Below are 21,068 nucleotides of genomic sequence, written 5' to 3'. Positions count from 1 at the left end.
TCGATGACCANCGTGCCGAGCACGGTGCCGTTGTCGGAGATGGTGACGGTGGTGCCGGCCTCGGCCGTACCCGTGATGGTCGGGGTGGTGTCGGTGGTCGGCGCCAGGGCGTCGAACACCGGTGCGCCCGGCGGCGTGAGGTCGATGACCAGGGGYGTCGCTGCGGAGGCGGGCGAGGCGTTGCCYGCCGCATCCACGGCGACCGCCGTGAGGCTGGCCGTGCCYTCGGGCAGAGCGGCCGGYGTCAGGCTGAAGCTGCCATCGGCAGCGGCCACGGTCGAGCCGATCTGGGTCGTGCCGTTCGAGACGATGACGGTCGCCCCCGGCTCGGCCGTACCGGTGATGGTCGGAGTGGTGTCGTTGGTGGGCGCCACGAAGGCGGTGATGCTTGGAGCGTTCGGCGCAACGCTGTCGATGGTCAGAGCGACCGCAGCAGAGGGCGCCGAGACGTTACCGGCGAGATCGCGTGCGGTGACGGTGATGCTGTTGGTGCCCTGAGCCAGGTCGGCGACTGGGGTGTAGCTGAACACGCCGTTCGCGCCGGCGGTGGCGGTGCCCAGAACGGTGCCGTTGTCCGAGAGAGTGACGGTCGAACCCGCCTCGGCCGTGCCCGTGATGGTCGGGGTGGCGTCGGTGGTGAGGCCGGCCGCGGTGGTGATCACCGGTGCGCCGGGAGCGACGCTGTCGATGGTGAGAGCCACGGCGGTCGACGGTGCCGAGACGTTGCCGGCGAGATCCTGCGCCGTGACGGTGATGCTGCTGGCACCCTGAGCCAGATCGGCGGCCGGGGTGAAGCTGAAGACGCCGTTCGTGTCGGCGACGGTGGTGCCCAGCACGATGCCGTTATCCGAGATGATGACGGCCGAACCGGCCTCGGCCGTGCCCGTGATGGTCGGGGTGGCGTCGTTGGTGAGGCCGGGGGCGATAGTGAGGGTCGGCGCAGCGGGGGCGAGGCTGTCGATGGTGAGAGCGACAGCGGCCGAAGGCGCCGAGACGTTGCCGGCGAGATCCTGTGCGGTGACGGTGACGCTGTTGGCGCCCTGAACAAGGTTGGCGGCCGGGGTGAAGTTGAACGCGCCGCTGGTGTCGGCGACGGCGGTGCCCAGAACAAGGCCGTTGCCCGAAATGGTCACCGTCGAACCGGCTTCGGCCGTGCCCGTGATGGTCGGGGTGGCGTCGTTGGTGAGACCGGCTGCGCTTGTGATGACCGGTGCGTCGGGGGCGAGGCTGTCGATGGTGAGAGCCACGGCAGCCGAGGGCGTGGAGACGTTGCCGGCCGGACCCCGTGCGGTGGCAGTCAGGAGGTTGCTGCCTTCCGTGAGCGGGGTGGTGGGGGTGAAGCTGAACACGCCGTTCGCGCCGGCCAGCGCCGTCCCCAGCAAAATACCATTGTCCGAGATGGTCACCGTCGAGCCGGCCTCGGCCGTGCCCGTGATGGTCGGAGTGGCGTCGTTGATGAGGCCGGCCGGGGTGGTGATCACCGGTGCGCCGGGAGCGACGCTGTCGATGGTGAGAGCCACGGCGGAGGACGGTGCCGAGACGTTGCCGGCGAGATCCTGCGCCGTGACGGTGACGCTGTTGGCACCCTGAGCCAGATCGGTGGCGGGCGTGAAGCTGAAGACGCCGTTCGTGTCGGCGACGGTGGTGCCCAACACGATGCCGTTGTCCGAGATGGTCACGGTCGAACCGGCCTCCGCCGTGCCCGTGATGGTCGGGGTGGCGTCGTTGGTGAGGCCGGCGACGGTTGTGATGACCGGTGCGTCGGGGGCGAGGCTGTCGATGGTGAGCGCCACGGCAGCAGAGGCTGCCGAGACGTTGCCGGCGAGATCCCGTGCGGTGACGGTGAAGCTGTTGGCACCCTGAGCCAGATCGGTGGCCGGGGTGAAGCTGAACGCGCCGTTCGTGTCGGCCAGGGCGGTGCCCAGCACGATGCCGTTATCCGAGATGGTCACCGTCGAACCGACCTCGGCCGTGCCCGTGATGGTCGGGGTGGCGTCGTTGGTCAGGCCGGGTGCTGTGGTGAGGGTTGGCGCATCAGGCGCAACGCTGTCGATGGTGAGCGCCACGGCGACAGAGGCTGGCGACACGTTGCCGACGAGATCCTGCGCGGTGGCGGTCAGGACATTGCTGCCTGCCGTGAGTGGGATGGTGGGTGTGAAGCTGAAGCCCCCGTTCATGCCAGCGACGGCCGTGCCGATCAGGATGCCGTTGTCCAAGATGGTGACGGTGGCACCGGCCTCGGCCGTGCCCGTGATGGTTGGGGTCGTGTCGTTCGTGGGGCCTGCAAACGCTGTGATGCTCGGAGCGAGAGGAGCCACCGTGTCGACCAGCACCGTCACGGGTGCGGCCGGCGAGGCGGAGCCGCCGAGGGGCGTTGCCGTGACCTCCAGCGCATTGGTGCCGTCCGCCAGCGGAACCGTGAGAGTCACGCTGAAGAGACCGCCGGGACCAGCGGTGCCGACGCCGACCGCGCTCCCGTTGCTGGTGATCGTGATCAGGTCGCCAGCCAGGGCCGTCCCGGTGATGACGGGCGTGTCGTCGTTGGTCGGCGCCACGTAGTCGACGAGAGGGGCGCCGGGCACCCTCGTGTCGATGACGACCGGCGTCACGACCGAGGGAGCCGACAGATTGCCGGCGCCATCCTGCGCCGTGGCGGTGAGGTTGGCAGGTCCGTTCGGCAGAGGCACCGTCGGAGTCAGGCTGAAGCTGCCATCGGCGGCGGCGATGACGGTACCCAGCACGAGTGCGTCGCTGCGGACCGTGACCGTCGCCCCTGCCTCGGCCGTGCCCGTGATGGTCGGGGTGGCGTCGGCGATGGTGCCTGCAAAGGCGGTGATGGTCGGCGCACCGGGCGCAACGCTGTCGATGGTCAGAGCCACGGCAGCAGAGGGCGCCGAGACGTTGCCGGCGAGATCGCGCGCGGTGACGGTGACGGTGTTGACACCCTGGGCCAGGTCTGCGGCCGGGGTGAAGCTGAAGAGCCCGTTCGTGTCAGCCACGGCGGTGCCCAGCACGGTGCCGTTGTCCGAGAGGGTGACGGTGGAACCTGCCTCGGCCGTGCCCGTGATGGTCGGGGTGGCGTCGGGGGTGAGACCGGCCGCTGTGGTGATCACCGGTACGCCGGGAGTGAGGCTGTCGATGGTGAGAGCGACGGCGGCGGAGGCTGCCGAGACGTTGCCGGCGAGATCGCGGGCGGTCACGGTGACGGTGTTGACACCCTGGGCCAGGTCTGCGGCCGGGGTGAAGCTGAAGATGCCGTTCGGTCCAGCCACGGCCGTGCCGAGCACGGTCCCGTTGTTCGAGATGGTGACGGTGGCGCCGGCCTCGGCCGTGCCGGTGATGGTCGGGGTGGCGTCGTTGGTGAGGCCGGGCGCGATGGTGATCACCGGCGCACCGGGGGCGAGGCTGTCGATGGTGAGAGCCACGGCGGCAGAAGGCACCGAGACGTTGCCGGCGAGATCCCGCGCGGTCACGGTCAGAACGTTGCTACCCTGGACCAGATCGGCCGCCGGGGTGAAGCTGAAGACGCCGTTCGTGTCGGCCACGGCCGTGCCGAGCACGATGCCGTTATCCGAGATGGTGACGGTGGCGCCCGCCTCGGCCGTTCCTGTGATGGTCGGAGTGGCGTCGGGGGTGAGACCGGGCGCTGTGGTGATGGTTGGCGCGCCGGGGGCGAGGCTGTCGACGGTCAGAGTCACGGCGGCAGAGGGTGTCGAGACGTTGCCGGCAAGATCGCGCGCGGTCACGGTCAGAAGGTTGGGACCCTGGACCAGATCGGCCGCCGGGGTGAAGCTGAAGAGGCCGTTGGGTCCGGCCACGGCGGTGCCCAGCACGATGCCGTTATCCGAGATGGTGACGGTGGCACCGGCCTCGGCCGTGCCCGTGATGGTCGGAGTGGCATCGTTGGTGAGGCCGGCTGCGGTGGTGATCACCGGCGCACCGGGGGCGAGGCTGTCGATGGTGAGAGCCACGGCGGCGGAGGGCGCCGAAACGTTGCCGGCAAGATCGCGTGCGGTCACGGTCAGAAGGTTGGGACCCTGGACCAGATCGGCCGCCGGGGTGAAGCTGAAGACGCCGTTGGGTCCGGCCACGGCGGTGCCGATCACGGTGCCGTTGTTCGAAATGGTCACCGTCGAACCGGCCTCGGCCGTGCCGGTGATGGGCGGGGTGGCATCGTTGGTGAGGCCGGCCGCGGTGGTGATCACCGGCGCACCGGGGGCGAGGCTGTCGATGGTCAGAGCCACGGCAGCCGAGGGCGCCGAGATGCTGCCGGCGAGATCGCGTGCCGTGACGGTGATGCTGTTGGCACCCTGGGCCAGATCGGCCGCCGGGGTGAAGCTGAACACGCCGTTCGTGTCAGCGACGGCGGTGCCCAGCACGGTGCCGTTATCCGAGATGGTGACGGTGGCGCCGGCTTCGGCCGTACCCGTGATGGTCGGGGTGGCGTCGTTGGTAAGCCCTGCTGCCGTTGTGATCACCGGTGCGCCGGGGGCGACGCTGTCGATGATGAGAGCGACGGCGGCGGAGGCTGCCGAGACGTTGCCGGCGAGATCGCGCGCGGTGACGGTGAAGCTGTTGGCACCCTGAACAAGGTCGGCGCCCGGGGTGAAGCTGAACACGCCGTTCGGTCCGGCCACGGCGGTGCCGAGCACGATGCCGTTGTCCGAGATGGTGACGGTGGCGCCGGCCTCGGCCGTGCCCGTGATGGTCGGGGTGGCGTCCGTGGTGAGCCCTGCTGCCGTTGTGATGACCGGGGCGCCGGGGGCGACGCTGTCGATGGTGAGAGCGACAGCGGCAGAGGGCGCCGAGATGTTGCCGGCGAGATCGCGGGCGGTCACGGTCAGGACGTTGCTACCCTGACCCAGGTCGGCGCCCGGGGTGAAGCTGAACGCGCCGTTCGGTCCGGCCACGGCGGTGCCGAGCACGATGCCGTTGTCCGAGATGGTGACGGTGGCACCGGCCTCGGCCGTGCCCGTGATGGTCGGGGTGGCGTCGGTGGTGAGGCCGGCGGCGGTGGTGATCACCGGTACGCCGGGGGCAACGCTGTCGATGGTGAGAATGACGGCGGTGGATGATGCCGAGACGTTGCCGGCGAGATCGCGTGCGGTCGCGGTGAAGCTGTTGGCACCCTGAGCCAGGTTGGCGGCCGGAGTGAAGCTGAACACGCCGTTCGGTCCAGCGACGACCGAGTCCAGCACCGTGCCGTTGATCGAGATGGTGACGGTCGAACCCGCCTCGGCCGTGCCTACGATGGTCGGGGTGGCGTCGTTGGTGAGCCCAGCTGCGGTTGTGATGGTTGGCGTACCGGGCGCAACCGTATCGATCGTCAAGGCAACATCGTCGATTCCAAAACCGAGCTGTCCAAGTGAAACATCTAGAACGCTCCCTCTGAACACCCTGACTTCAGTCAGGTTTTGCCACGCGGAGCTGAACTGATACCGAGTCTCCCCCAGGAGCAGGCCGAGACTGACCAGGTCCCCGGACGCAGCCGAAACAACCTCGACGCCGTTTCTGTATCCGACGAAGACGACACCAGATAAAACACTCAAATCTGCTCTGATCGACAAAGCATTTAAATCGAATAACGTCCCGGTTTGGCGCGAGATCGACAGATAACCCGAGATCGAGCCGGTTTTCAGGCTCGCATCCGGCTCAAGAAGTTCGCGGTTGACGGCAAGTGTTCCCGTGGTGGCTCCAGAGGCATTCCGCTGAGCATAAACAAATCCATCGATCGTCAGCGAGCTGCCTGATCTGCCGGAGGATGCTTCAAACGTTTGGGTGCTTGCCATAGCTGTTCTCTCTAGGTGCGCCCGCGGATCCACATCCAACGGCTGGTTACACTTCAGACTGGACATGCCTGACGAGGACGCGGTGTCGTTCCCGTCGGCCATTCGCAAATATCAACCTACATACGAACAGTTCTCACGCAAGTATGTGTCGGCAGAGCCCGGGTGCGAAAACGACCGGCAGCAGCGGTTCTCGCTTCGCAAGCTTAATGACTGCCTAATGAGCCCGATAACGGCAGAAATTTGATCGGATTTCCGGAAGTTTCCGCGATTCGGACAAGAAAATTTAGGATATTTTTAAGAGCCTGAAGATCGTCTTAGGTGATGTGAGGCGCGCAACCAGCCCGAACGACACCCGGCGCGTGGTTCGAACTTAGCGTCAAAGGCGAAAAGCTTCGCCTTACGGCTGATCAGCTTAGAGCAAACAGGCGAACTCCGATGCGACTTCATCAGAATGCGGAGCTGAGAACGGCCCTTCTCCGCTGCCGGCGCGCGTTCTTCGGCGTCGGCGTCATGAGCGGCATCATCAACATCCTGTACCTGACGGGATCGTTCTTCATGCTCGAGGTCTACGACCGGGTCATCCCGGCCCGCTCGATCCCGACGCTCGTCGGGCTCGGCCTGCTGACGCTGACATTGTTTCTGTTCCAGGGGCTCATCGAGACCATCCGGGCGCGGGTCCTGGCCCGGATCGGCAGCTCGCTGGACGAGGCTTTGTCCGGGCGGGTCTTCGACATGGTGGTGCGCCATCCTCTCGAGGCACCGGCCGGCGGAGACGGACTCCTGCCGTTGCGGGACCTCGATCAGATCCGGAATTTCTTTTCGAGCCTCGGACCGACGGCGATCTTCGATCTGCCTTGGATGCCGATCTACCTTGGCATCTGCTTCCTGTTCCATCCGCTGATCGGTATCGCGGGCTTGGCCGGCGCTCTCGTCCTGGCGGCGCTGACCCTGCTGACCGAACTCCTGACCCGCCGGCCCCAGCGTGAAGCCACCCAGCATGGGGCGAGCCGTAACGCCCTCTCCGAGGCCGGGCGCCAGAACGCGGAGGTGCTTCGGGCCATGGGCATGCAGAAGGAGTTCGCGCAGATCTGGAACGCGGAGAATAACGCGTACATGCGGCGTCAGCGGCGCGTCGCCGACATCGCGGCGGGTCTCGGGACCACCTCGAAGATCTTCCGCATGGTGCTGCAATCCGCGGTGCTGGCGCTCGGGGCCTACCTGGTCATTCAGGGGCAGGCCACGGGCGGCATCATCATCGCCTCATCCATCCTCGTCTCGCGGGCGCTGGCACCGGCCGAGATCGCGATCGCCAACTGGAAGGGCTTTGTTGCGGCCCGGCAAGGCTGGGTGCGCCTGCATGACATGCTCGCGCGCTTCACCCCGGACAAACCGGCCCTCGCTCTGCCGGCTCCCGTCAGGTCCCTGACGGTCGAGAACGCATCGATCCTGCCGCCGGGCGGAACGCGTGCGATCGTCTCCGACGTCAGCTTCGGCCTCAAGGCGGGCGAGGGCGTCGGCATCATCGGGCCGAGTGCATCCGGCAAATCCACCCTGGCGCGGGCGCTCGTCGGCGTCTGGACGCCGATGCGTGGGGCGATCCGTCTCGACGGCGCCACCCTCGATCAGCGGTCCGGCGGCAGTCTCGGCCGCCACGTCGGCTACCTCCCTCAGGACGTCGAGCTCTTCGCCGGCACCATCGCGTCGAACATCGCGCGGCTGGCGCCGGACCCGAATGCCGAAGCCGTCGTTGCGGCCAGCCGGAGCGCCGGCGTGCACGAGCTGATCCTTCGGCTGCCCGAGGGATATGAGACCCGCATCGGCCCCGGCGGGGCGGGGCTCTCGGCAGGGCAGCGCCAGCGGATCGGCCTCGCGCGCGCACTCTACGGCGATCCTTTCCTGGTCGTTCTCGACGAACCGAACGCCAACCTCGACGAGGCCGGGGAAGCGGCACTCACGCAGGCGCTCCTCGGCGTGCGCATGCGCGGCGGCATCGTCGTCGTCGTCGCTCATCACCCCAGCGTCCTGGCCGCCGTCGATCTCGTGCTGGTCATGGAAGAGGGGCGGGCACGCGCCTTCGGCCGCAAGAACGAGGTGCTGAAGACGAATCTTCGCCCGACAGCTTTTCCCAACGTGCGCGCTCCGAAGCGCACCATCACCGCAACCGCGAATCCGGCCGAGACGAACCTGAAGGCTTCTGCATGACCCCGAGCAGCATGACTCTGAACGGCGTGACGGCTGGGTCGCTGCCGACGCGCGGCGCCGGTCCCCGGCCCTCCGAGGCCGACCAGTCGATCGGCCGGCACTTGACCGTGGTCTCCGGCATCATCGCCGTCCTCGTCTTCGGCATCGGCGGTTGGGCGACACTGACCGAGATCCACGGGGCCGTGGTGAGCCCGGGGCAGCTCGTCGTCGAGAGCGACGTCAAGAAGGTCCAGCACCCGACAGGCGGTGTTGTGAGCGAGATTCATGTCCGAGACGGCATGCGCGTCTCCCTCGGGGATGTCCTGATCACGCTGGACGAGACCCAGATCCGCGCCAACCTCGACATCATCCTGAAGGCCATGGACGAATTGACGGCCCGTCGTGCCCGCAACGAGGCGGAGCGCGATGGCCTGACGACGATCGATTTTCCCGACGCGCTGACACGGCGCAGGCGCGAGGAGCCGGCCGTCGCGCAATTGATCGATGGAGAGCGCCGCCTCTTCGAAACGCGCCGATCCGGCCGGGAAGGCCAGAAGGCCCAGCTACAACAACGTATTCTGCAGATCCGCCAGGAAATCACCGGTCTCGCCGAGCAAGCCGCCGCCAAGGCCCGCGAGATCGCCCTCATCGGAGACGAACTCGTCGGTGTGCGCGAGCTGTGGGCGCGGAATCTCGTGGCCGTTTCGCGGGTGACGGCTCTGGAGCGCGATGCGGCTCGCTTGGGCGGCGAGCGCGGGCAACTGGTCGCCGCCCAAGCGCAGGCGAACGGCAAGATTACGGAAACCGAGCTGCAGATCCTTCAGATCGATCAGGACATGCGGAGCGAGACGGGCAAGGAACTTGCCGATATCCGCGGCCGCTGGTCCGAGTTGTCGGAGAAACGCGTCGCCGCCCTCGACCAGTTGAAGCGCACGAATCTGCGTGCGCCTCAGGACGGCGTTGTGCACCAGATGACCGTTCACACGGTGGGTGGCCTGGTCGTCCCGGGTGAGCCCGCGATGCTGATCGTGCCCGATGCGGACACGCTCGCCGTCGAGATGCGCATCCAGCCCCAAGATATCGACAGCATCCACCTCGACCAGAAAGCCGTGCTGCGCTTCGCCGCCTTCAACCAGCGCGTGACGCCGGAGATCGGTGGAATGGTCAGCCGCATCTCCGCGGATGTCAGCCAGGACACGAAGACCGGCATGAGCTACTACACGGCCCGGATTCGTGTGCCCGACACGGAACGGGATCGCCTGGGCAAGGCACGGCTCGTACCCGGCATGCCGGTTGAGAGCTTCATCCAGACCGGAGAACGTTCCGTCCTATCCTACCTCGTCAAACCTCTGACGGACCAGATCGCGAAGGCCTGGCGGGAGCGCTGAACAACCCGTCGCGATGCAGGCCCGAAGGCTTCGTCCTCCAGGCGCGAACGGGACATCACCGGCTTCCCGGTCGCGCCCACGAGCCGCCTTGGACGGCCATGCCGATCGTCGGTCCGGTTATTTTCCCGCCTCGATCTCGCATATCACGCGGGCAAGCTCGGAGAGCAGGTACCGGGCGCGCGGGTCCTTGATCTTGTCGAAATGCTCGTTGAACAGAATCCCCTCAGGCGTCGAGGAGGCTTGGCCTCGACGGGCCTCCCTGTCAGGCAAGGCCTCTCCGCTTCGCGTATCGTAGAAGTAGTTCACGTCTACGTTCAGGGCTTGCGCGATCCGCTGAAGCTTGTCGGCTGCGATCCTGCTGCGTCCACTCTCGTATTTCTGGATCTGTTGGAACGTTACACCCAGGCTCTCACCGAGATTGGCCTGGCTGAGCCCGACCGAGCGGCGCAGCGACTTGATGCGGTTGCCGATCGTGTCTGCGCTGCCATCTTTATCTGCGTCTGACATTGCGTGTTACTCGAAAGAATTCTTGATCACGGAGAGGGGCGCCAGCACGACAAAGTCACGTCGTGCCGTTTGACTGCGCTCATGACACGGATCGTCATCTCGTGCGCGCGACAAGCCCGCGCAATATCGAAGTCCTGGACATGAGTACGAGCGCCCACCGGCGCCGCGACCTGACCGTTCTCGTTCGAACGGCCAGGGTGCGGCGCCGGCGGACCGATTCCACCAAGGACGTGGCGGGGATCGCGCGCCACTTGTGTGCCATCGTCTGCTTATCAATGAATCATGAACACAAGCTTGGGGCAATGTCACAACGCCGTGACGTGGATCGCGCGAATCCTCGATTCATGACTCTCCCGCCGCTTGCTGACCAGGATATCCGGCCGAGGTGGGGCGTTGCATGCGGCCGCTCAGGACGGCACCGCCACACGAACAGCGTCGAGACATCGCCGGCGCTGCGACGGGGTCGCGATGCGCGTTGGGGTTACGAGCAGACTGGTGCGGTCATGTGTGAACACCGTGACGATGGAAGTCGCGCCGTGGCCAGCAGGGACGAGCGGCGGTTTCGGGTCGATCCGCCCGATCAGGCATCGAGCAGAGATCGCCGCTCGCAGGATACAGGGCAGTGCATCCTCTCAGGCGGCTGGTCGTGTCCGACTCCGACCGGCCGCATCATGCCCTTGATGACACTCGGCGGCATCGGTTTGCCGAAGATGAAGCCCTGGACTTCGGAGCAGCCTTCCCGTCGGACCCAGTCCAGCTGCGCCTGCGTCTCGACACCTTCGGCGGTGATGGTTGCGCCGAGGTGCCTGCCCAGGCCCACCACGGCACGGACGATGGCTCCGGACGTCGACGCGCAGGCATCCTGGATGAACGAGCGATCAATCTTGATCTTGTCGAACGGGAACTGACAGAGGTAGCTGAGCGAGGAGTAGCCGGTCCCGAAATCGTCGATCGCCAGTCGGACACCGATCCTGCGGAGCCGATGCAGGCAGGCGATGACCCTCTCGGCGTCTTTCACAAGCACGCTTTCGGTGATCTCCAGCTCGAGGCGCTCCGGCGCGAGACCGGACCGGACCAGGGCGTCGAGGACGTGCTGGTGGAAGTCGATGTGCTGGATCTGAACCGCAGAGACGTTGACGCCGACGCGAAGATCGGAGGGCCACGATGCTGCTTCCTGACAGGCATCGCGCAGCGCCCAGGCTCCGAGTTCGACGATCAGGCCGGTCTCCTCGGCGAGCGGAATGAAATCGGCCGGCGAGATCATCCCCTTTGCCGCGTGCGGCCAGCGCAGCAAAGCCTCGAAACCGCGGAGCGTATCACTCGCAAGGTCAATGATCGGCTGGTAGTGCAGCGCGAAACCGCCGTTGCGGACGGTGTCCTTCAAGTCGATCTCAAGCAGATTACGGGACGCAACCGCCATATCCATCCCTGCCTCGTAGAAGCGGCACGTGTGACGACCCGCCTCCTTGGCCCGGTACAGCGCAATGTCCGCGTTCTTGAACAGGAGGTCGGCACGATCCCCGTCGTCCAATCCGATGGCGACACCGATGCTGACACCCACATTCGTCAGGTGCCCGTCGATATCCACGGGCTCGCCCACGATCTCGATGAGACGCTGCGCGGCCGCTCCCACGCCGTGCGGATGGCTTCGACCCAGCAGGATGATCGCAAACTCATCGCCTCCGAGACGCGCCACGATGTCGCCCGGCTGAAGTGAGCGCCGCATGCGGTCGGCCAGGGTACACAACAGGGCGTCGCCGGCCGGATGCCCGAAGGTGTCGTTGACCGTCTTGAAGCGATCGAGGTCGCAGCAGAGAACGGCGACCGCGGTCCCTTGCCGCTGCGCATGGACGAGTTCTTGGGTCAGCCGTTCCTGGAACTGCCGGCGGTTGGGCAGGCCCGTCAGGGCATCATGCCGGGCCATGTGCTCGATCTGTGCCTCGGCGCGCTTTCGCTCCGTCGCATCCACGACCGTGCCCTCGAAGCAGGATGGGCATCCTTCGGCATCGCGGACCAGCCACGCGGTTTCGGAGACCCAAATCGGTCGGCCGGTCGCGTGACCCGTGACCTCGGAGACAAAGTCATCGACCCTGCCATGCGTCAGCAGAAGGCGCATGAACGCGTGCGTCCGGTCGCCGTCGACGTACCAGTCATGGGTGAAGCCGGTGCCGGGCGCCGTCGCGCACGCCGAGTCACCGTATCCGTGAAGTTTCGCGAGAGCCTGGTTCGCCCGAACGAGCGTGCCATCGAGATTCGCACGATAGACGCCGACCACGGCGTTCTGGAAGAGCGTCTGGTACTCGGCCTCGGCGAGGCGAAGGGCCGCCTCGCGCCGCTTTCGCTCCGTGATGTCGGTGAAGGTCCGAACCAGTCCGCCTGTCGGCAAGGGCACCGATCGCACCTCGATCGAGGTGCCGTTCGGGCGTTCCCGCTCATAGGTGACGGCCGCGGTTCCCAGGGCGGCGCTCTCCAGCAGGTGTCGGAGTTCGCCATCGACCTTGCGGAACTCGCCGCGGTCAATCTGATGCTGCTGCAGGAGATCGAACCGGGCCCCCTCGTGGAGCAGCCCCTCCGAAACGCCGAGCAGATCCCGGGCCTTCTGGTTGTGCACAAGGACGCGATTGTCCGCACCGACCATCAGGATGCCCTGGTCCATGTTCTCCAGCGTCACACGAAGAAGCGTGCTGACTCCGCGCAACTGCTCCTCGGATCGCACGAGATCGGTGATGTCGACACAGACGCCGAGGAGAGCGACGACCGCACCGGTTTCATCGTGTTGCGGCAATCCGCGCGAGATGACGGTCCGGACCGTGCCGTCCGCCCTGACGAGGCGGCGCTGCCGGTCGAAGGGCCGAAGGACCATCCCGTTGCCCCCAGCATTCCTGGGATCGAAGGCCGCAAACATGTCGCGGTGTTCGTCGGGATGCAGGACATGAAGGAGGTCATCGAGAGTCAGTTCGCCGTCGGACACATCCTGTCCCACGAGCCTGCCCATGCTGGGCGACCACGTCGCCTTGCCGGATTTCAGATTGTACTGCCAATACCCGATGCCCCCGACCTGCTCGACGAGAAGCTGGTAATCCGCTGCTTCCCGCAGCTTGGCTTGTGCCGATTGCAGCGCCTCCAGATCCCGTCCGATCTGGTTCCGGGCCTCGTGCAGGCGCAGATGGGCAACCACGATGTTCGCAAGATCCTGAAACTGCCTGACCTGCTCGGGGGAAAAGGACCGCCGCTGGGAATCCATGAGACACAGGGTTCCGACGCGAATTCCCTGATGCAGAATGAGGGGCGCTCCGGCATAGAACCGGATGCCGAGCGGACCCGTGACCAGAGGGTTTTCCGCGAATCGAGGATCGGCCAGTGCATCCTCGATAATGAGGGCATCATCCGAAAGGATCGCATAGTTGCAGAATGCGATGTTCCGCGGCGTCTCCTTGACGTCGATCCCGCACCGAGCCTTGAACCACTGACGATTCTTATCCACCAGCGAGACGAAGGCGATCGGGGCCGAGAATAAAGCCTGTGCCGTGCGACACACGGCATCGAAATGTGTTTCGTCAGGCGTATCGAGCACCTTGAGATCGCGCAGGACTGCAAGCCGTTCGGACTCATTCTCCAATAACGGATACATTCAGTGCCTTATTGGACAGCTTGACCGCCCGTGTGCGGTTTCTGGCAGGAGATGACATTCCCAGGATCAAGCCACACCGGTTAACGATCCATGCCTCTTCGCTGTTGAAATTCAACCATCAGGCGATTTATTCTAATTTGGGAATCGGCGCTGCCCTGGGGGATGCGACCGCCGCCAAGCCCGAGGATTTTGACGTGAGACAAGTGCGGATGCTCCCCGGAACAGCAGATTGATGGCGGTCCCCGCCACACCGCCTGAAGTCCGGTGCGGTTCGCATTTTAGTTGATCTGTTCGCCTTCAAATAACAGTTTGGGAGCGACATAGGCAATCGAGAACCCGATCCCACCCAAACGATGCGAGGGAACCGGATGACTGCAAAAGCGTGGGATCACATCGAACCCGATAGTGAAGATGCCTTTGGATTTATTGTCGTCGATGAACATAGTTACAAAGGCTGCGTCATACAGGATGCTACCGATCTTGGCGCAAGATTGATCCTGATAAACGCGGAAATGATTCCGATGAATTTCGTTCTTTGTTCCTTGTCTTTCGATAAGGCGGTCCTATGCGCGTCAGTCTCGCGAACCGATGAGTCGATCGATGTCTGGTATGACTGTGACGATTGCGATGTGATGTTCAATCGTCACGACCGGCGAGCCACCTGATACCGTTCTTGCGGCTGTCGAAACTGTGGTCTTCGACGACGGGGCCGGTCAAAGCTCGACGAAAATGCCCTTGATCGCCGGTAGTATCGATGGCCTGACCGGCATGCTTTGAATTGGGCCGATCGAGAGAATCAGTCGGTTCACCGTGCTGCTGTGGGCGGCCGGATGGCAGAACGGGTCCTGGGCGACCTCGAGGGGCAAGCTCAAGACCGCGTGCCATCGTCACGGAAGTCTTTCCGCGCGATGCGTCGCAGATCGTGAACGGGGTCCGGCCAACGACCGGCAACCCATCCGGCTGCGTGTCTCCTTCGGCCGATGGCACCCGCGACTTGCCGGATCTGGTCTTCCGGTTGCTCGTGGCGACCGCAATGCAGTAGTTTGTGCCTCTCGGTCCGAAATATCGGGCAAGTCAAAGGCTTGCGAAATGGCATACAAACGAGGCGGTGAGATTTAATCCGCGCCGGTCGGATAATTTAGTGCGGTACTTCGTCGTATTCACAAATTCGTGAATAAGAGAATCCTATTAAGGCGTAGATTTTTTCTGACATGTGTCCACCCTTTCCAGCAACAATCCATTGCGGGAGGATCGGATGCAGTCGATCGCTGAGGCGGCTCCTGCTTTGAGGGCCGCCGGGCTCGTTGGCGTCTGGAATACCGATGTCGTTGCCGGGAAATCGATTCTCGATGCGGGTGCGGCTGCACTCCTTGCTGGCAATATTGGACTGGCCGGCCGACCAATTCCACTGGAAGTCGCACTCGGAGCGACGCACCCCGACGATAAAGCATGGCTGTTCGCGCGCATTCGTCGTGTACGCCAGATGGGCGGAGTTTTCTCGGCCGAGTTCCGGGTCGTGACAGCGACGGGCGATGTGCGCTGGGTTCTGAATCGCGGCACGCTCGCACCCGACACCTCAGGGGCGATGAAGGGTTTGGGGGCCTATATCGACACAACCGACAGCCACAATACCCGCTTCGTCTCAGCGGGGTCCCTGGCTCAGGTCGGCGAGGATCCCCTTGCGCATGCAGCAGATCGCTGCCTCGAAACGCATTCGGCCCTTGCCGCAGGCGGATATACGAATTTGCGCCGTATCACCGAAACGCTGCTCCTCGGGATCGGGCGAGCGCTCGCGCAGCGTCACACCTGATCGGGTGAGACGGACGTTCCTCCTCGGCCGGTCCAGATCCGAACGTGCGGCAGGAGACTGGCGCGTATCAGGGGGCAGTTGCGAGCTTAGTGCTTGGTGGAGGGACCAGGGGCTGCAAGAGGCTTGAGGTGCAGGAAACTCCGCTCCCCCGTCGCAGCCTCGGCCACATGGTCGATTTCATTCAGGAGGTCGCTCACGGTCTGCTGGTTGGCGGGCTTGAGATAAACACGCCGCCCAGTCATACGCCCGGCGATGAGTTGGGCCTCGGTCAACGCATCGAAGTCCGGACGCCCGGGTCGCTTCTTGGTCACTGGGCTGCTCTCCGTGCGGGGGGAAGGAAGCGCTCGGCTTCGGTCTTCCAAGCATCGCGCTGTTCGGTGACCCGAGAAAGGCAGGATCGCAAGGTTTCGATCTCCGCGTGAAGCTCACCGGCATCGACCGCGAGTTCGACACACTGGTCCTGAACCTCGGCAAGCATCTGGCGTAGCTCGGCATTCTCGATGCAGAGAGCCAGGAAGTCGGCATTGCGCTGGCCGGTATCGCTCATTCCGCCTCCCGTTCCGCGTTGAGCGGAGCGGCGCGTTTAGCGCAACCGGCGCATGGCTTCCAACCCCTAACGCGCCCGAGGTCGCTCACCTCGGCATCAAGGCCGCCATCAGCGCGGCTCACATCGCCGCCTTGACCCTCGAGACAGGGAGGGATGCCGGCGCTGTCCGCCGGAACGTCGTCGGCGAGGCCCGGGCGGCATCCGTGCAGCGCCAGAAGCCGGAGGTTCATGGATCGAATCGAAGGCCGCGTGGGAGCGGCAGGGGAAAACCTCGGTTCACCTTCGTTCGAGAAACACGAAGACGACTCTTCGAGGAGCCCCAGATCCTTGCCGGAGGCCACTTACGGCAGCGGTCACTTTTGATGTATCAGAACGAATGACAAAGGCAGGAAAAATCATCCTCTCTGTCATCGTCCTGGCAGCCGGAGGGGCTTCCCTAAGCGTTGCCGTTGGAGCGCTCACCAAGAAGCTGTCTCCCTGGCAAGTGTACGCCTGCGATTTTCGGCTCATCAGCGCAGCAACATGCGACCTGCCGATGGCTGCACACACCACACGCGTCTCGTCATCGCGTCAGGACGCTGACCGTGAGAGGCGCTTGGCTTACCGGGAGCGCATCGTCGCCTGTGAGCACCAGAAGACGGCGAAGAGGCGTAACGGCGAACCCGTATCGGCACGGAAATGCTGGAACGAGTCCCCAGCCCCTCTTGTCAGCGTCTCAAGCCGGTGATGCCGAAAGCGTCCTTGCCCCTGGCATGGTGTTTCGAAGCCGTTCAAAACAAGACGCTTCCTGATCTCCCTCCGGCATCGGGCAGGGCGACCGAAGCACACCGGAAATCGTCCTGCTTCGGCCAGAAGGCAGCATGGAGGGCGAAGCGGAGGCGAACACCCCCGAGGGCATCGGAAAACCCGTGCGGAGATCCGTGTCGGCGACAACGGCGTCGATCGCCGGGGCCGTCAATTCATGAGGGTACGGAGCCGGTCATGGGCTGGCTTCGAGAGGCGACGTCCGAGCTCCAGCAGGAGCATGTCGATCATGTTCTGCAGAAGAGGCTCCGAGAGTTTCTGGATGGCACTTTGCGCTGCGAGGCAAAGCTCGGCGGCCTCCTCCAAAGGATGATCTGAGCCATCGGACATCCCAGCCGAACACGCGGCTTCATCCGCCCGGTTTTGCGTGATGTCGATCAGGATGCCGGTTCCTCGCCGGGGCCGGCCTGTCTCATCCAGCTCGATGAGACCGCGAGCCAGAACCCACCTCATGGCGCCGTCGGCCGAGCGAACGCGATACTCCTGCACATAGGAGCGCCCCACCTTTGCGCTTCTCGCGATGACTCCCGCGGCTTCCGCCCGGTCATCAGGATGAATCGCCTTCAGGAATAGGTTCAGTGGCACCCCGACGCGCGCCGCAGCAGGTTCGACGCTGAAGAGCAGAGCAACCGTTGCGTCTGCGTACAGACGATCGTTGGGAATATCCCAATCCCAACGTCCGATTACATCCGACGCATCAATCGCAGCCTGCAATTGTATCTGCGAAGCTTTGGCCATATCTGCCCCGGCTTGCCGCACCACTGCCTCCAATGCACATGATTTCGTCGTTCACCACAACGTGAAACCTTTTTCAGCCCGGTTAACATGCGATAAATCGTCTGCGCCCTGTGGCCACGATATGGCCACGCTTTTTACATACGGTCTAAACTGAGAGGCCCGCAGTTTGACATTCTGGAGCCTATCATTGGGGACGGGACGTGGTCCGTAAGCCGAACCGTATCGAAGGCGCGTCGTCCGGCTTCCCTGACGCGAGCGAGGAGCCAAGCGCGATACGGCCCAGCCGCAGCCAACTGCTTCAGCAGCGGATCGCAGAGCAACTCGGGCTTTCGCCGGAAGCGTTCAGCACGGCACCTGTGCCGGCTTCCGGTGCGCCAAATGGTTGTCCTCCTTCCGGAGCCTTCGAGATCGGCCTCAGCCATGAGTGCCTCGAACTGCTCGAAGCCTACTCTCGGATCAAAGACCCAGAGCAGCGCCGTCGATGCCTGCAAGCTGTTCGCGAAGCGGCTGATGGTTCGGCTGTTGCAGGCCCGGTAACAAAGTCATGATGGCCCGAGCTGCCCGGAACAAGCGATCCCGACCGTTCCGGTGACGCTGGCAATCCGCGCAGGGATTTCCCCGCGGATTTTCGGATGATGGAGCAGCCGTCGGGGAGAGCATCGACGTCGGCCCGGCTCTGCGGACCGGCCGGAGCCAAACGGCGCACTCGTCCTCGTCGATGTCGGGCATCTGGTCGAACGCGGACCGGTCGGACAATGGGGTCGGGTCATCCGTTTCGCGCAGTGCTCGGCTGAGCGTCGGCGGAGATCTCAATCGCGCCCGATAGGCTCTCGCGAATGTGAGATGGTTTTTCCCTAGGCGCATCGGGGGCGTTCGACCGCCATGCGCGGCACGACACCTTGATTTTCGGGGCTCGCGGATGATGTCGCTCGCGATGCAGGATCATTGAAGCGCGTCCGTCTCGCGACGAGAGCCACGCCTCAAGCGGCCGTCGGCGACAGTCCGGCGGTCCGATCCGTCCGGCGACGCCGGTCCTGCGCCAAGGGGGATGTTGATGAACACGACGACGATCGACAAGACCGACACCGACTCCTACCCGATGGCGGGCCAGTGCCCGTTCGGAGGCGACCGCGTCGGCGGGGCCTTCGGCAGCCGTCCGGCCTTGGAGAACTGGTACCCGCATCGGCTCAGGGTCGAGCTCTTGCACCAGAACGGGCTGGCGGCCGATCCTCTCGGGCCGGATTTCGACTACGCTGCCGCCTTCCGGACGATCGACCTCGACGCGCTCAAGAGCGACATCAAACAGTTCCTCACCTCGTCGGTGGCATGGTGGCCCTCCGATTACGGCAATTACGGCCCGCAGATGGTTCGAATGGCCTGGCATTCGGCCGGCACCTACCGCATCGCCGACGGGCGCGGCGGGGCCGGCACCGGGATGCAGCGCTTCGCGCCGATCTCGAGTTGGTGGGACAACGGCAACACCGACAAGTCACGCCGCCTGCTGCAGCCGATCAAGCACAAGTACGGCAACGCCCTGTCCTGGGCCGACCTGATGGTGCTCACCGGCAATTGCGCCCTGGAGATCATGGGCTTGCCGACCTACGGTTTCGCCGGTGGGCGCCTGGACGCCTGGGAGGCGGACGACGCCACCTATTGGGGGCCGGAGGTCGTCGAGATGGGTTCCGTCTCGAGCTTCGACGAGATGGTCAACCGGGACAAGCGCTGGCGCGGCAAGAACGGCGATCCGGACTACGACCTGGAGAACCCGCTCGCCGCCTCCCACCAGGCGCTGATCTACGTGAATCCCGAGGGGCCTTACGCGAACGGCGATCCGCAGGGCTCGGCCAACGACATCCGGGTGACCTTCACCCGGATGGCCATGAACGACGAGGAGACCGTGGCGCTGATCGCCGGTGGCCACGCCTTCGGCAAGAGCCACGGCATGACCCCCGCCAAGGAGATCGGGCCGCCGCCCGAGATGGCGCCGATGGAGGCGATGGGGCTCGGCTGGCACAACCCGAACGGCACCGGGGCCGGCAAGGACACGATGACCAACGGCATCGAGGGCAGCTGGACCCCCGATCCGACGCAATGGGACAACGCCTACCTGGAGAACCTCTTCAAGTTCGACTGGGAGCAGACCAAGAGCCCGGCCGGCGCCCTGCAATGGACGCCCAAGGACCCGAACGCGCCGCGGACGCCCGATGCACATGTCGCGGGGCAGTCGCATCCCCTGATGATGATGACCTCCGACATCGCCCTCAAGGTCGACCCGGAGTACCGGAAGATCTGCGAGAAGTTCCTCAACGACTTCGACGCCTTCACGCAGGCCTTCTCCAAGGCGTGGTACAAGCTCACCCACCGCGACATGGGGCCCAAGCACCGCTATCTCGGCCCGGAGGTAACGATCGAGGACGGTCTGCTTTGGCAGGACCCGATCCCCGATGCGACCTATGCCTCCGTGGGCGAGGCCGAGATCGCCACGCTGAAGCAGACGATCCTGGCCACGGGCCTGTCGGTCTCGGACCTCGCCTTCACGGCCTTCTCGGCCGCCTCGACCTACCGCGACAGCGACAAGCGGGGCGGCGCCAACGGCGGCCGTCTCGCTCTTGCCCCGCAGAAGGACTGGGCCGTCAATCGCCGGGCCGCGCCCGTCGTCGAGGCGCTTCGCGGCGTCATGGCCGCATTCAACGACGCGCGTGGCGACGGCAAGCGGATTTCGCTCTCCGACCTGATCGTGCTCGCCGGCTGTGCCGCCGTGGAGAAGGCCGCTGTGGATGCGGGGATTGAGACGCGCGTGCCGTTCACGCCGGGCCGGGTCGACACCACGCAGGCGCTTACCGACATCGAGATGTTCGAGTGGTTGAAGCCAGTCGTCGATGGCTTCCGCAACTACGTCGATGACGGGTTCGGGGCGATGGCACCGCGCCTGTCGCCGGAGGAGATGTTCCTCGACAAGGCCAACCTGCTGACGCTGACCGCGCCGGAATGGGTGGTGCTGACCGGCGGTTTGCGGGCTCTGAACGCCAACCACGATGGCGCGAATCGGGGCATCTTCACCGACCGTGTCGGCGTGCTGACGACGGACTTCTTCCACACCCTGACCGACACGAACCTGATCTGGGAGAAGACCGACGCAGCCGGCACCACCTTCACCCTGAAGGACCGCGCGAGCGGGCAGGCCAAGTTCGAAGCTACCCGTGCGGACCTCATCTTCGGCTCGAACGCGCAGCTGCGCAACATCGCCGACGCCTATGCCGGCAGCGACGGCCACCAACGGTTCGTCACGGACTTCGTACGGGTCTGGGACAAGGTGATGATGCTCGACCGGTACGACGTGAAGGGCCACCGGCGTGACGGGGCCATGGCGGCCTGATCACGACGAGCGCAGCAAGTCGCGCCCCCGTTTCCCCATCCGGTGAGACGGGGGCGTTTTAAGATCAAACGTCTGTAAAATCGGTGTGTTGTCCCAGCCGCTTACGTTCGTAAGAGTGGGTTCGAAGATTTCATCCTGACTATCGTGTCAAATCATCGAATGATTGGAAGAACTATAGATTATTTATATTTCGATTTCTCCAGAGATGCCCCATTCGCATCTGCCCTGATCGGCGGCGAAACCCAAGACCCGGGCGCTCGTCGATTCTGACCGTCATAGGAAGGGCAAGGCGATCTG

General features: G+C 64.8%; 14 protein-coding genes. 8 read left to right on the top strand and 6 right to left on the bottom strand.

Annotated elements, in window-relative coordinates; genetic code table 11:
* Window positions 1-11: 11 nt before the first annotated feature.
* Window positions 12-5,330: Ig-like domain-containing protein (locus tag ASF57_RS26105; protein ID WP_244477087.1), on the bottom strand; the 5,319-nt coding region annotated here is incomplete at its 3' end.
* Between the two features lie 894 nt (window positions 5,331-6,224).
* Between ASF57_RS26105 and ASF57_RS23380 the strand changes: the two genes are divergently transcribed.
* Both ASF57_RS23380 and ASF57_RS23375 read left to right on the top strand, forming a co-directional pair.
* Window positions 6,225-7,991 carry a type I secretion system permease/ATPase gene (locus ASF57_RS23380; RefSeq protein WP_056488253.1) on the top strand — a complete coding sequence of 589 codons (1,767 nt, stop codon included), beginning with the start codon at window positions 6,225-6,227 and terminating at the stop codon, window positions 7,989-7,991.
* A gap of 11 nt (window positions 7,992-8,002) precedes the next feature.
* Window positions 8,003-9,358 (top strand): HlyD family type I secretion periplasmic adaptor subunit, encoded by a 1,356-nt coding sequence (locus tag ASF57_RS23375; RefSeq protein ID WP_056488413.1) that lies wholly within the window; start codon window positions 8,003-8,005, stop codon window positions 9,356-9,358.
* Between the two features lie 117 nt (window positions 9,359-9,475).
* Here ASF57_RS23375 and ASF57_RS23370 read toward each other — a convergent pair whose 3' ends face one another.
* Both ASF57_RS23370 and ASF57_RS23365 read right to left on the bottom strand, forming a co-directional pair.
* A complete protein-coding gene (locus ASF57_RS23370) occupies window positions 9,476-9,865 on the bottom strand; it encodes a helix-turn-helix transcriptional regulator (protein ID WP_056488250.1) in 390 nt (129 codons plus the stop codon).
* A 580-nt stretch (window positions 9,866-10,445) separates the two neighbouring features.
* The gene (locus tag ASF57_RS23365) at window positions 10,446-12,503 is read right to left on the bottom strand and encodes an EAL domain-containing protein (protein WP_244477096.1); all 2,058 of its coding nucleotides are present in this window, start codon (window positions 12,501-12,503) and stop codon (window positions 10,446-10,448) included.
* On the opposite strand from ASF57_RS23365, the gene ASF57_RS27120 reads away from it, so the two are divergent.
* The 4 genes from ASF57_RS27120 to ASF57_RS23360 all read left to right on the top strand — a co-directional run bounded on the left by ASF57_RS27120 (window position 12,471) and on the right by ASF57_RS23360 (window position 15,306).
* Window positions 12,471-13,382, top strand: a complete 912-nt coding sequence (locus tag ASF57_RS27120) for a hypothetical protein (RefSeq protein WP_244477086.1) — start codon at window positions 12,471-12,473, stop codon at window positions 13,380-13,382. The two genes, ASF57_RS23365 and ASF57_RS27120, sit on opposite strands and share 33 nt — an antisense overlap.
* Before the next feature lie 134 nt (window positions 13,383-13,516).
* Complete coding sequence (locus ASF57_RS26100; RefSeq protein WP_156376310.1) at window positions 13,517-13,729, top strand: hypothetical protein; 213 nt, start codon at window positions 13,517-13,519, stop codon at window positions 13,727-13,729.
* 135 nt (window positions 13,730-13,864) lie between these two features.
* Window positions 13,865-14,161, top strand: coding sequence for a hypothetical protein (locus ASF57_RS26095; RefSeq protein ID WP_156376309.1), 297 nt, complete (start codon window positions 13,865-13,867; stop codon window positions 14,159-14,161).
* 590 nt (window positions 14,162-14,751) lie between these two features.
* Entirely contained in the window at window positions 14,752-15,306 is a 555-nt protein-coding gene (locus ASF57_RS23360) for a PAS domain-containing protein (RefSeq protein WP_056185102.1), read from the top strand.
* An 86-nt stretch (window positions 15,307-15,392) separates the two neighbouring features.
* On the opposite strand, the gene ASF57_RS23355 is transcribed toward ASF57_RS23360, so the two are convergent.
* From ASF57_RS23355 to ASF57_RS23345, 3 genes are all read right to left on the bottom strand, one after another.
* Window positions 15,393-15,617 (bottom strand): hypothetical protein, encoded by a 225-nt coding sequence (locus tag ASF57_RS23355; RefSeq protein ID WP_056185104.1) that lies wholly within the window; start codon window positions 15,615-15,617, stop codon window positions 15,393-15,395.
* Window positions 15,614-15,853 (bottom strand): hypothetical protein, encoded by a 240-nt coding sequence (locus ASF57_RS23350; RefSeq protein WP_056488244.1) that lies wholly within the window; start codon window positions 15,851-15,853, stop codon window positions 15,614-15,616. The genes ASF57_RS23355 and ASF57_RS23350 overlap by 4 nt, the downstream gene beginning before the upstream one ends.
* A 954-nt stretch (window positions 15,854-16,807) precedes the next feature.
* Entirely contained in the window at window positions 16,808-17,395 is a 588-nt protein-coding gene (locus tag ASF57_RS23345) for a PAS domain-containing protein (protein WP_056185187.1), read from the bottom strand.
* Window positions 17,396-17,595: 200 nt separating this feature from the next.
* Here ASF57_RS23345 and ASF57_RS26090 point away from each other — a divergent pair, with 200 nt between their 5' ends.
* Window positions 17,596-17,943 carry a hypothetical protein gene (locus ASF57_RS26090; protein ID WP_156376308.1) on the top strand — a complete coding sequence of 116 codons (348 nt, stop codon included), beginning with the start codon at window positions 17,596-17,598 and terminating at the stop codon, window positions 17,941-17,943.
* A gap of 506 nt (window positions 17,944-18,449) precedes the next feature.
* The gene (gene katG, locus ASF57_RS23340) at window positions 18,450-20,771 is read left to right on the top strand and encodes a catalase/peroxidase HPI (protein ID WP_056488410.1); all 2,322 of its coding nucleotides are present in this window, start codon (window positions 18,450-18,452) and stop codon (window positions 20,769-20,771) included.
* The last annotated feature ends 297 nt before the right edge of the window (window positions 20,772-21,068 follow it).

This window comes from Methylobacterium sp. Leaf117 (assembly GCF_001422985.1).
In the GTDB taxonomy this organism is placed as follows: Bacteria; Pseudomonadota; Alphaproteobacteria; order Rhizobiales; family Beijerinckiaceae; genus Methylobacterium.
The sequence above is the reverse complement of the archived record's forward strand: the minus strand, read 5'-3'. Positions and strand labels throughout refer to the sequence as shown.

Coding starts and splice junctions, on each gene's coding strand:
- ASF57_RS23380 (WP_056488253.1), top strand. CDS start 6,225: ATGCGACTTCATCAGAATGCGGAGCTGAGAACGGCCCTTCTCCGCTGC.
- ASF57_RS23375 (WP_056488413.1), top strand. CDS start 8,003: ATGACTCTGAACGGCGTGACGGCTGGGTCGCTGCCGACGCGCGGCGCC.
- ASF57_RS23370 (WP_056488250.1), bottom strand. CDS start 9,865: ATGTCAGACGCAGATAAAGATGGCAGCGCAGACACGATCGGCAACCGC.
- ASF57_RS23365 (WP_244477096.1), bottom strand. CDS start 12,503: ATGGTCGGTGCGGACAATCGCGTCCTTGTGCACAACCAGAAGGCCCGG.
- ASF57_RS26095 (WP_156376309.1), top strand. CDS start 13,865: ATGACTGCAAAAGCGTGGGATCACATCGAACCCGATAGTGAAGATGCC.
- ASF57_RS23360 (WP_056185102.1), top strand. CDS start 14,752: ATGCAGTCGATCGCTGAGGCGGCTCCTGCTTTGAGGGCCGCCGGGCTC.
- ASF57_RS23350 (WP_056488244.1), bottom strand. CDS start 15,853: ATGAGCGATACCGGCCAGCGCAATGCCGACTTCCTGGCTCTCTGCATC.
- ASF57_RS23345 (WP_056185187.1), bottom strand. CDS start 17,395: ATGGCCAAAGCTTCGCAGATACAATTGCAGGCTGCGATTGATGCGTCG.
- katG (WP_056488410.1), top strand. CDS start 18,450: ATGAACACGACGACGATCGACAAGACCGACACCGACTCCTACCCGATG.